The organism is Streptomyces sp. NPDC001709 (assembly GCF_053596375.1).
Window position 1 is genome coordinate 25,280 of sequence record NZ_JBSFGB010000059.1, and the last position, 9,956, is coordinate 35,235.

10 protein-coding genes and 1 pseudogene are annotated in these 9,956 nt (G+C 69.2%); 3 read left to right on the forward strand and 8 right to left on the reverse strand.

The window, feature by feature from the left end; genetic code table 11:
* Positions 1-13: 13 nt before the first annotated feature.
* Positions 14-1,012 (reverse strand): NAD(P)H-dependent flavin oxidoreductase, encoded by a 999-nt coding sequence (locus ACWC0C_RS44220; RefSeq protein ID WP_450870523.1) that lies wholly within the window; start codon positions 1,010-1,012, stop codon positions 14-16.
* Positions 1,013-1,152: 140 nt separating this feature from the next.
* On the opposite strand from ACWC0C_RS44220, the gene ACWC0C_RS44225 reads away from it, so the two are divergent.
* A complete protein-coding gene (locus ACWC0C_RS44225) occupies positions 1,153-1,497 on the forward strand; it encodes a winged helix-turn-helix transcriptional regulator (protein WP_450870524.1) in 345 nt (114 codons plus the stop codon).
* A gap of 20 nt (positions 1,498-1,517) precedes the next feature.
* Here the strand turns inward: ACWC0C_RS44225 and ACWC0C_RS44230 are convergent.
* From ACWC0C_RS44230 to ACWC0C_RS44250, 5 genes and pseudogenes are all read right to left on the reverse strand, one after another.
* Positions 1,518-1,763, reverse strand: a pseudogene (locus ACWC0C_RS44230) (IS5/IS1182 family transposase); the annotation flags it as partial.
* A gap of 187 nt (positions 1,764-1,950) precedes the next feature.
* On the reverse strand, positions 1,951-2,781 hold the full coding sequence (locus ACWC0C_RS44235) for a M55 family metallopeptidase (protein ID WP_450870526.1): 831 nt from the start codon (positions 2,779-2,781) through the stop codon (positions 1,951-1,953).
* 106 nt (positions 2,782-2,887) lie between these two features.
* Positions 2,888-3,625 carry a polyprenol monophosphomannose synthase gene (locus ACWC0C_RS44240; protein ID WP_450870528.1) on the reverse strand — a complete coding sequence of 246 codons (738 nt, stop codon included), beginning with the start codon at positions 3,623-3,625 and terminating at the stop codon, positions 2,888-2,890.
* 90 nt (positions 3,626-3,715) lie between these two features.
* Complete coding sequence (locus ACWC0C_RS44245) at positions 3,716-4,480, reverse strand: hypothetical protein (RefSeq protein ID WP_450870530.1); 765 nt, start codon at positions 4,478-4,480, stop codon at positions 3,716-3,718.
* Positions 4,477-4,788: a helix-turn-helix transcriptional regulator gene (locus ACWC0C_RS44250; RefSeq protein WP_450870532.1), complete on the reverse strand. Its 312-nt coding sequence runs from the start codon at positions 4,786-4,788 to the stop codon at positions 4,477-4,479. The genes ACWC0C_RS44245 and ACWC0C_RS44250 overlap by 4 nt, the downstream gene beginning before the upstream one ends.
* An 81-nt stretch (positions 4,789-4,869) precedes the next feature.
* On the opposite strand from ACWC0C_RS44250, the gene ACWC0C_RS44255 reads away from it, so the two are divergent.
* On the forward strand, positions 4,870-5,895 hold the full coding sequence (locus tag ACWC0C_RS44255; RefSeq protein ID WP_450870533.1) for a hypothetical protein: 1,026 nt from the start codon (positions 4,870-4,872) through the stop codon (positions 5,893-5,895).
* 110 nt (positions 5,896-6,005) lie between these two features.
* On the opposite strand, the gene ACWC0C_RS44260 is transcribed toward ACWC0C_RS44255, so the two are convergent.
* Entirely contained in the window at positions 6,006-7,196 is a 1,191-nt protein-coding gene (locus ACWC0C_RS44260) for an IS110 family transposase (protein ID WP_450870534.1), read from the reverse strand.
* Between the two features lie 314 nt (positions 7,197-7,510).
* On the opposite strand from ACWC0C_RS44260, the gene ACWC0C_RS44265 reads away from it, so the two are divergent.
* Complete coding sequence (locus ACWC0C_RS44265; RefSeq protein WP_450870536.1) at positions 7,511-8,212, forward strand: hypothetical protein; 702 nt, start codon at positions 7,511-7,513, stop codon at positions 8,210-8,212.
* 5 nt (positions 8,213-8,217) lie between these two features.
* Here ACWC0C_RS44265 and ACWC0C_RS44270 read toward each other — a convergent pair whose 3' ends face one another.
* Positions 8,218-9,456 carry an IS110 family transposase gene (locus ACWC0C_RS44270; RefSeq protein WP_450870538.1) on the reverse strand — a complete coding sequence of 413 codons (1,239 nt, stop codon included), beginning with the start codon at positions 9,454-9,456 and terminating at the stop codon, positions 8,218-8,220.
* Between the last annotated feature and the right edge of the window lie 500 nt (positions 9,457-9,956).

Below are 9,956 nucleotides of genomic sequence, written 5' to 3' on the forward strand. Positions count from 1 at the left end.
GGAGCCGACATTGTCAGGGGGTCCGCGTCCGCCCCATGACGGCCGCGGCATCCGCCGCGATGTCCGCCACGATGCGGCCCGCCGGGGCGACATCATGGACAAGCCCGGCGCTCTGGCCCGCGTAGAGGGCGAGAGCCTCCACGTCGCCCGACATGCCGGGCACGGGGACCATGTCGTCGTAACGCGACCAGGCCCGTCCGTCGGCACTGTGAGCCACCACGGCGCCTTCGCCGGGGCGGTTCGGCACGGCTGGACGGTCCGCGGCCTCCCAGGCGCGGAGCGTGGAGTTGCGCAGCGCACGATGCGGGGCATTGGGCCAGCCGCCGTCGAAGCACCGAGTGTGCACCGCGTCCTGCGGCGTCGCCTGGATCACGGCTTGACGGTAGACCTCGTGCGTGGCCGCCTCGGATGCCGTCAGGAATCGGGTGCCCAGCCATCCGGCCTGGGCCCCGAGAGCCAGTGCGGCGGCGAGCCCGCGCCCGTCGGCGATGCCGCCGGCCGCGATGACGGGCACCGGGTGCACAGCGTCCACGACCGCGGGCACGAGCGCCATCGTGGTGACCTCCCCACGGACGTGGCCGCCTGCTTCACACCCTTGAGCCACGATCACGTCGACGCCTGCGGTAACGGCGCGTTCGGCCTCGTTGACGGAACCGACCGTGTGGAGGTGCAGGGCACCGGCCGAGTGGGCGCGTTCGGCGACGGCCGAGGGATCTCCCCAGAACGTCGAGATGACCGGCACGCTTTCCGCCAGGCAGGCGTCGAGAAGCTCGTCGACTGGGAAGTCCAGCACCAGGTTCGCAGCGAACGGTCTTGGTGTCAGCCGTCGAACCTGCCGGATCCGGCGCACCGCCTCCTCTGCGGTGACCCAGGTCAGAGCAAGGGTGCCGAGTCCTCCCGCGTCCGCCACCGCAGCCACCAGTTCTGTGGTGACCGCGGACCCGATGGGCGCCTGCACCACGGGTACCTCGATGCCCAGTTGCCGGCACAGAGGTGTGGTCAACGTCGTCATGCTGTCCCCCTCACACAGGGTGTTTCGGTTTCCGAATCACGCGGCGATGTTAATGTTTCGGAATCCGAAACGCCAGGGGTTGTGGATCTGCAGGGGCGCAGGAGGACCGCGAAATGGTCACACCGACACCAGGACGGCCGGTGCGTGGCTCGACCACCGGACGCCCTCTCATGGCCGCGCTCGATCTGTTCGGCAGGCGATGGAGCCTGCGCGTGGTGTGGGAACTACACGAAGGCGCCCTGGGGTTCCGTGCCCTGCGCGAACGCTGCGGCAACATGTCCTCCAGCGTGCTGCGTCAACGCCTCGTCGAGCTAATCGAGGCACGTCTGGTGCACCAGACCCCCAACGGCCACTACGCCCTCACCGCGCTGGGACGACAGGCCCACACTGCGCTCAGCCCCCTCGTCGACTGGTCCGCCACCTGGGCCACCGAGCTGGCCGAGCACCCCGACACCGCTATCGCCGACGCCCCGGACATCCCCTGATCCAACGACTGTCCGGCGGGTCACGAACGAAGCCGGAGGCGAATGGCTGCGACGGTCACGGTGCCGTGAAAGACGTACGCCCTCTTATCGAAGCGGGTGGCCGCGGCACGGAAGCTCTTGAGCGCGTTGATCGTTCGCCCGACGTCGTTGCGGCGCTTGTAGATCGTCTTGTCGAAGCCGGTGGGTCGACCGCCCGCGCTACCACGGGGCTGGCGGTTGGCCCGCTGGTCCCTGCGCTCGGGAATGGTGTGCTTGATCTGCGCCCGCGGCGTGCCAATGGACTCGACAGGAAGTCGAGTCTGCGCTGATCATGAGGTGGTGACCTGGGGTTTCTCGGTGAAATGGGCGTTGACCTGGGGAAACGCGTCTCGGTAGTTCTCAATCCCGCGACTGACACCTCGTGCCGGACTGTCCGCTCACGCATCGCTCACGCCCGCTGTGGAGCCGTGACGTTCAGCAGTACGGCGGCTGGTTGGTCAGGGAGGCCGCCACCCGCATCCACACCCCGAAGAGCCGGTACAGGTTGGGCAGCGCGCCCTGGGCCTGGACGGTTCGGGTGCCTGTCGAGGTGACCCCTGGGATTCCCAGGAGGGTGGAGGCCACTGAGGCCGACTGCCAGCGGACGGTGAGGGTGGATGGGGCCGAGGCTGGGGACGGGGTATCCAGGGGTGCGGAGAGCCTGGAGGCGACGGCTTCCTCGATCGCCCTCCTGGCTTCGTCCGCGGGGCGTAGATCTGCCGCAAAGCGGTCGCGTGCATACTTCACGGCCACGGTGGCGACGGAAGCGCCCCACTCCGTCATCTCTGTGCAGGCGCGGTCGTCACCGGTGAGGACCGCCACCGGCACTCCGAGGGCCGCTGCGGTGGCATGGGCCAGGCCGATCTCGCCCACCGGCCGACCGTCCAGCCACATGTCCTCGATCTCATGCCCCATGAAGCTGTGACTCAGTACGCCCAGCGCGCCGGCCCGCGAGTGGTAGCCGACGCAGATCAGCGCGTCATGCTCGGAGGTGAGCCCTTCGAGCATGCCCATCTGCTTGGGCTTGCCGCGTATGAGCCGGGCTGCCGGGTGCAGAGCGTCGGGCAGCAGGTTGCGCATGGGGCCGTGCGCGTCGTTGACGGTGATGTCGGTGGCGCCCGCTGTGACGGCGCCTCGGACGGCGGCGTTGACGTCCTCCGCCATCATCTGCCGCCCCCACTCGTAATCGCGCCCGCCGGGCTGGACGTCCTCGGCATCCACGAGCCCCGTGACGCCTTCCATGTCCGCGCTGATGTAGATCCGCACTCCGCGTACTCCTCAAGCTTGATCGCTTCGAAGACGCCTGCCGCTCCTCTCACGGTTCCGCCGCCGAGTGACTGTGGAGGCCCACCAGTTCATGCGCCACGAGGTCTCAGTTCAAGGTGCCGCCGAAACGGAGCTTCCACGGAGTGAGTGCGGATTCGAGCTGCACGCCCAGGCTCATCTTCGATGTCCCTTGCACGCGTTCTTCGAAGCGGATGGGCACTTCGAGGATGGTCAGCCCCTGTTTGACGGTGCGGAAGTTCATCTCGACCTGGAAGGAGTAGCCGTTGCTGCGGATCGACGGCAGGTCGATCGCTCGCAGTGTCCCGGCCCGCCATGCCTTGAATCCGGCGGTGGCGTCCTTCACATGCAGCCGCAGGATCGCGTTGACGTAGAGGTTGGCCCAGGCGGACAGGGCCGTGCGGTGCCAGGGCCAGTCGGTGGCGGTCGAGCCGCCCGCGACGTAGCGGGACCCGAGTACCACGGCGGCGTCCTTCGTCAGCAGGGTGTCGACCATCGCCGGGATCACCGAGGCCGGATGCGAGAGGTCGGCGTCCATCTGGACCACGACGTCGGCCCCCTCGTCCAGTGCACGGGTCATGCCGGCGAGGTAGGCGCGGCCGAGTCCGTCTTTGGCGGTGCGGTGCAGCACGCCGACGGCGTCCGGTGACTCGGTGGCGAGCTTGTCGGCAACCTCGCCAGTCCCGTCGGGTGAGTTGTCGTCGACCACGAGCAGATGAAGGTTCGGCACCGGCAGGTCCGCGAGCAGGCCGGCCAGGACGGGCAGGTTGTCCCGCTCGTTGTAGGTCGGCACGACGACAACGACCTTCGGGGACACGGCGGTCATCGGCAACTCCTGGGTCAGAGGTCGAGAACGGTTCAGCGGTACCGGCGCTCGGCGGTCGCGGAGCGCTGATCGCACTCCAATGGCTGGGGCCTACGCCCTCTTCTGCCGTAGGTCGTGGCCGGTACTGATGGCCGTGGCGGCCAGGAGGCCCAGTGCCGTGCTCTCGGCCAGGGACCCTGGATGAGGAGCGGTCCGGACCATGGCGAGGAGGATCTGGCCCGCGGCGAGGGTCAGTCCGGTCCCGATGTGTAGCAGGGCCGTGGACAGCCGGCGTGTGGTCGGCAGGGCGGCGGTCCGGGCGATGTGGGCGACGAGGACGCACAGGCGGAACGCGACGAATCCGAGCGTGAGCCAGTAGCAGGTGACCGCGGCTGTGTCGGCGAAGCCGGTGAGGTGTTCGGCCACGCCGCTCCATGCCGTCAGGCACAGGGCGACGACCGCGGCGGTCGGAGCGGCCAGGGTGCGGACCACCGCGGCGGTCAGGCTGCGGAGCGCTGCGCCGCTCAGCGGGGGAAGCGGTGCGGCGAGGCCGATGCCGAGCAGGAGCGGGGCGAGCCAGAGGCTGGTGGCGGGGTGGTGGATGTCGGCCGTGAGGGTGGTGGAGGGTTCGGCCGAGCGCAGCAGCAGTCCGGTGGCCGCGGTGAGCGTGAAGAGTGCGACGGTCAGCACGCGGCGGGTCTGTCCGGTGAACGTCTCGGGCCAGTCGCCGGGGTGGAGCCAGAGGCGCGCGGCCCCCGTGAGGGTGTCGGGCCAGGACCGGATTCCGGAGGCGGACACCTCGTGACGGATGTCCTCGCCCCATCGCTCGCGCACGGCCGGTGGATAGAGCCGGGTCAGGAGCGTGGCGGCGTTCATGCCGGGTTGACCCCGAGCGCGCGCAGGCCGGCGGCGGAGATCCGGGCCATCTGCTGGAGTTCGGCGCGCAGTTGGCCGCGGCCCGCGTCGGTGATGCGCATGGTGCGGTGGCGTTCCTGGGGGTCGGCCGCCTCGTCCGCGGGCTGGATCAGCCCGCGCCCCTCCAGTCGGGACAGCGCTCCGTAGAGACTGCCGGGGCCGAGTCTGCGGCCGGTGAGCTCTTCGATCGCGGTGTTGATGGCGTATCCGTGCAGCGGCCTGTCCGCGAGGACGGTGAGCACGAGCATCTGGGCGTCGTTGCTGTGCATGAGCCTCCTTCCCTCCGATCCACATACTACGAGCCGCGATACTACTTGTCACGTAGTACGAGACGCGTACTATTGCGGGCCATGGAAGACGTGAAGGAGGACGGCCGGGCTTCATCGGCCGTGGTGTGGGCGAGCCTCGGCGCGGCCGGTGTGTTCGAGGCGTTGACGGTGCTGGAGACCCAGGACAAGACGGTCAGGGCCGCCAGCCCGTGGCAGGACGACCCGTACGACGTGGTGGTGTCCCTGGCTCAGTTTGCGGTGCCGATGCTCGCCCTGGTGATCGCGTTGCGGCTGCTCGCGTGGCGGGCGCCGGGGGGTGCGGAACGGGTGCGGCAGACACTGCGTGCGGCGGGGGCGATGGTCACGCTGGTCGGGCTCACGGTGGTGTCCGAGTGGGTCGCGGTCATCGGCAGGACGCCTGCCGCGTCCTCGGGGACATGGGTATCGGTGCTGATCGGCGGGCTGGTCGTCAACTCCGTACTCACTGTGGCGGTTGCGGTGTTGCTCGTGCGAGGCCACCGAGGGCACGGTTCGGCCGCCCCATGGCGGCATGACTGGCTCGGCGACGCCGTCTTCCTCTGCCGACGGATTCCCGGACTGCGGCGCTGGGTCGGTCCGGACGCGGCGGTCTGGGTGCGCCGTCGCGCGATGACGGTGTTCGTCACCCTGAGCACGCTGGCTGCAGCGTCCCTCACCAGTGCGCAGGCCATAGGTGAACGCTGGACGGATCCGCTGCTCATCGCCTGGTTTCTGGTCGTCGCAGCGACCTCCAACCTCGCGTTCTGCGTGATCAGCAATACGGTCGCCGGATTCGTCGCACGGCCGCCGCGCACCCGGCCCCGCCGTATCGCCGAGGCATCGGCCGTCGCCGGGTGCGTCGCGATCAGTGTGGCGACGGCGTTCCGCGACGCACTGTGGCCCGTGTTCGGCACGGGATCGCTGACGTCTGTACCGGCCTTGGCCGCCCTCACGCTCGGCGCCGGTCTGGTCACTTCCGTGGTCACAGCCGCTCTCCTGCTCGCCTGCTTGCCGTACGACTCCTCCGGCTCCCGCCGCCGCTTCGGCGCGGCCGCCACTCACCTTCGACGACCGGACAAGCACCGGTGAAAGGCGTGACCATGCACCTGTTCACACCGCAGGAACAGGCAACACCCGCGATCTGCGCCCGCGAGCTGTCCAAACGGTACGGACGCAGGCAGACTTCCCAATGGGCTCTGTCAAGCCGTAGTTGCGGCGGGTAGGGCGGGTTCGAAGCGTCGTCCGTCTCTTAGCAGAGCCCAGAGAACGTTGACGCGTCGTCGGGCGAGGGCCAGGACGGCCTCGGTGTGGCGCTTCCCCTCTGCTCGTTTGCGCTGGTAAAAGCGGCGGGATTCCGGACAGAAGTGGATACTGCTCATCGCCGACATGTAGAAGACGCGTTGGAGCCCGCGGTGGTAGCGGGTCGGGCGGTGCAGATTCCCGCTGACGCGGCCGGAGTCGTGCGGTGTGGGTGCCAGGCCGGCGTAGGTCGCGAGCCGGTCCGCGCTGCCGAACAGGTCCATGTCGCCGCTGGTGGCCGCGAGGAACTCGGCCCCGAGCAAGGGGCCGATGCCGGGCATGCTGGTCACGATCTCCGCGTAGGGGTGTGCACGGAAGGCCGCTTCGATGTCCTGTTCGATCTCGGCGATCTTCCGGTCGAGTTCCAGCATCTCGTGCGCGAGGGCCTGGACCAGTCGGGCGGCTGCCTGTTCGCCGGGCACCGCGGTGTATTGACGTCCGGCGGCCGCCACCGCGGCCTGGGCCAGCGCTGCTGACCAGCGGGCCCCGCGGCTCAGCAGCCACTTTTCCAGGCGGCTGGCGCCGAGCCGGCGGATCGCGCTGGGGGTCTGGTAGCCCGTCAGCAGGATCAGCGGGCCTCTGTTCGCCAGGTTCAGCTCGCGTTCCAGGGCAGGGAAGATGCCAGCCAGTAGCCCTCGGAGCCGGTTGTTGGCGCGGGTGCGGTCGCAGACGAGGTCGGTACGGCGGGCGGTGAGGAGCTTCAGCTCGGCCATGGCCTCGTTCTCGGCCCTGAGCGGGCTGAGGTCCCGGCGCATCCGCGCCTGATCGGCGATGACGAGTGCGTCACGGGCGTCGGTCTTTCCTTCGCCGCGGTAGCTCCCGGAGGCGCGGTTGACCGCACGTCCGGGGATGTAGAGGGGACGCTGGCCATGGCTGACGAGCAAGGTGATCACCAAGCCGGCATAGCCGTCCGGAAGGTCGATCGCCCAGGTAACCTCATCTGCCAACCCAAGGACGTCCGCGATGAGTTCCAGCAGTTCGGGCTCGTCGTTCGCCACTCGACGCGAGAGGAGCTTGTCGCCCTCGCCATTGATGACCACGCAGTGGTGGTGCCCCTTGCCCGCATCGATCCCGGCCCAGATCCGGCTCATCGTTCCCCTGACGACGTCGTGGCTTTCGGTTCCGACGGCCTCGCCAGCGGTGTCCTACGCAGCGATTCTGATCGCAAATCCCAATGAGCGGCCTGGCCGTCTGTGGGGAGCCGGGCGGCCAAGTCTGAACAGCCACCGAGTGGCAACACCTCACCAGCCACACCCGGCATCCCTTGGGTGACAGGACCCTACGAATGGCCCGATCAACCCGTACCAGAAGGTAGGACACCTCACGTTGCTATGCCGTCAAGCCGGTCGGCCGTGAGGGCCGGGGTCTTCGAACAGTTCTGACCGGGCTTGGAGAGAATCCCGGCATGGTGATGGCACGGCACTGGTACTCCTCGTCGCCCGTCGTGGACGGGCACCCGCTCCTGGATGAGCCGGGCTTCTGGCCTGCGTACTTGGCGGACCTGGCTGAGGGTTTCGCGCCGGAGGCCTTCGGTTCGGACGCGGGTGACGCGGACGCCATGCTGGACACGCTCCACGACCCGTCGGCGTGGCCCGTGTTCACGGTGCCGCTGGCCGGCGGCTTCGCGATTGTCGTGCACGTCAACAGTGGCGAGGCGTTCACGACCACGGACTACTTCCTGACGCATCCCGACTGGCGCCAGGATCTCGTCCTGGCCAGCGACGATCAGGACCGCATCGGCCCCGGGCTGTGCTGGTCCGAGCTCGCCGCCCTGCTGGAGGCACCGCCCGGTGCGGCGGGCGTCACCGACCCTCACGCCCGTCTTCTCCTTCTTCTGCCTGTTCTCGGCGACGCGGCGGTTCCGGACGAGGCCGTGACGGCGGTGGTTGAGGCTCTGGTCGCGCAGGGTGCGCCTGAGGCGAGCGAGGGGTTGGCCAGACACCTGCTTCAGGGGCACCCCATGTGGGGCGTCGAGGACTGGTGGTTCGACGATGACGAGCAGAGCTGGCTCTGTGAGGGCGATCACAGCCTGCGCAAAATTCCGCTCGGCGACCACCTGCCGCCACAACAGCGAGCCGCCCTCGAAGCCTGTCTCGCTCCCCGCTGATCGGATCAAGCCGCGGTGACAACAGCCTCGGCGGGAGGGGCCCCGAAGGCGAGTGCCTCGTCGTAGGTCGTGCCCTGCTTCAGGCAGTGGTAGAGCTGTCCGATCATGCGATTGAAAAGGTTGCGCTGGGCGGCCGCGTGCCAGTCGCCTTGTTCGCGGCGGCGTCGGTAGTGGGCGTTGGCCCCGGTGGACGCCCGCAGGGAGGCGAAGGCCCAGAGGTAGCCGGCGTGGTTGAGCCGGTCGTTCTTCACCCACCGTCGGGTGATGGCGGACTTCTTGCCCGAGGCGCGGGTAATGGGTGAGGAGCCGGCATAGGCCTTCAGGCCGCGGGCGTCGGCGAACCGGGTGCGGTCGTCGCCGATCTCGGCCAGGACGCGGGCAGCGAGCTGGACGCCGAGGCCGGGGAAACTCAGCAGGATCTCGGCGTCCGGGTGCTGCGGGAAGGCTTCCTCGACCGCGTCGGCGAGCTGGTCGGCGGCCGTGCAGGCCGCGTCCAGCTGGATGAGGAGGGCGAGCATCTGCTTGCCGAGTGCGTCTTCGATCAGCTGTGGCTGATGGGCCCACTCGGCGCGGAGGACCTCGCGGAGGCGGTCGGCCTCAGCTTCGATGCCGCGCTGGCGGCCGGCGCGCTTGAGCGCGGCCTGGATCTGGGTGCGGGTCAGCCACGCGGCCCGGGCCGGGGTGGGGGCGGTCTTGAGGAGTTCCCGGGCCTCGGGGCGGCACAGACCGTTGGTCCAGGCCGCGAAGGCGGCCAGGGCGGCGGGGTAGTACTCGCGCAGCAGGGAGCGGAGCTGGTTGGCGAGCTGCTGCCGGTTCCAGAGCGAGTCCTGCTGGGCGCGGGCGAGGACGGTGACCGCGCGGCCGAGGTCGGAGTCGTCGGGCAGGGGCCGGTGGGCGTGCATGTCGGTGCGGAGGATGTTGGCCAGGACCAGGGCGTCGCCGGGGTCGGACTTCTTGCGGGACACGCTGTGCCGGTCGCGGTAGCGGGCGGCGGCCATCGGATTGATCGCGAACACCCTGCGCGTGCCGGTCCGCAGGACGGCCACCAGCAGGCCGCGGGAGGTCTCGATCGCGACCAGGATCGGGTTCTCCTCGGTGTCGCCGTACTCGGCGAGCAGTTCCAGCAGGATCTTGTAGCCGGCCGCGTCGTCGGTGATGTGTCGCTTGGCGAGCAGCTGGCCGGTGTCGTCGACCAGAGCAACGTCGTGGGTTCGTTCCGCCCAGTCGATTCCGCAGTAGATCAAGATTTCCTCCCCAGAGTTCGGCGTTTGCGCTGGTCACGAGCGCATGCGGGCCACGCAGCGACCTAATCCCAGGCCTCGGCCGCATCGCGGTCGGGCCGCCACCTCACTAGCCGTTCGTGACACCAGCGCACCCCACGGGCCTCGGTCTATGCGGGAGCTCAGACGGCTCGGGCGTATCGAGAGGTCACCGTGCGATGGGCTCGCACCACCAACACAAACGAGGGGTCAGGTCGAGAGGTGTTGACGCGCGACGGCCCTGGACGCCGCCGCTCTCTAAATGGGCATCGATGCCGGGTGAGTCATAGGCGTGCGTCCAGCGGCGACGGGCGCCAACACCCTTCGTGGTGGCGGCCATGGAGACGCCGGGCGCCACCGCTCTGCCTGGAGACGTCGAGGTCTGGGCGTTACTGACCTTGTTGGCGTGATGTCGTCAACGTGAGGCCGGTTTCGGCGAGACATCCATCGATGAGGTTGCTGCGGTACTGGATCTCGCGGAGGCC

Bases quoted from the DNA above. Each gene is read 5' to 3' on its own strand.
- ACWC0C_RS44220 (WP_450870523.1), bottom strand. From the start codon at position 1,012: ATGACGACGTTGACCACACCTCTGTGCCGGCAACTGGGCATCGAGGTA.
- ACWC0C_RS44240 (WP_450870528.1), bottom strand. From the start codon at position 3,625: ATGACCGCCGTGTCCCCGAAGGTCGTTGTCGTCGTGCCGACCTACAAC.
- ACWC0C_RS44245 (WP_450870530.1), bottom strand. From the start codon at position 4,480: ATGAACGCCGCCACGCTCCTGACCCGGCTCTATCCACCGGCCGTGCGC.
- ACWC0C_RS44250 (WP_450870532.1), bottom strand. From the start codon at position 4,788: ATGCACAGCAACGACGCCCAGATGCTCGTGCTCACCGTCCTCGCGGAC.
- ACWC0C_RS44255 (WP_450870533.1), top strand. From the start codon at position 4,870: ATGGAAGACGTGAAGGAGGACGGCCGGGCTTCATCGGCCGTGGTGTGG.
- ACWC0C_RS44260 (WP_450870534.1), bottom strand. From the start codon at position 7,196: ATGAGCCGGATCTGGGCCGGGATCGATGCGGGCAAGGGGCACCACCAC.
- ACWC0C_RS44265 (WP_450870536.1), top strand. From the start codon at position 7,511: ATGGTGATGGCACGGCACTGGTACTCCTCGTCGCCCGTCGTGGACGGG.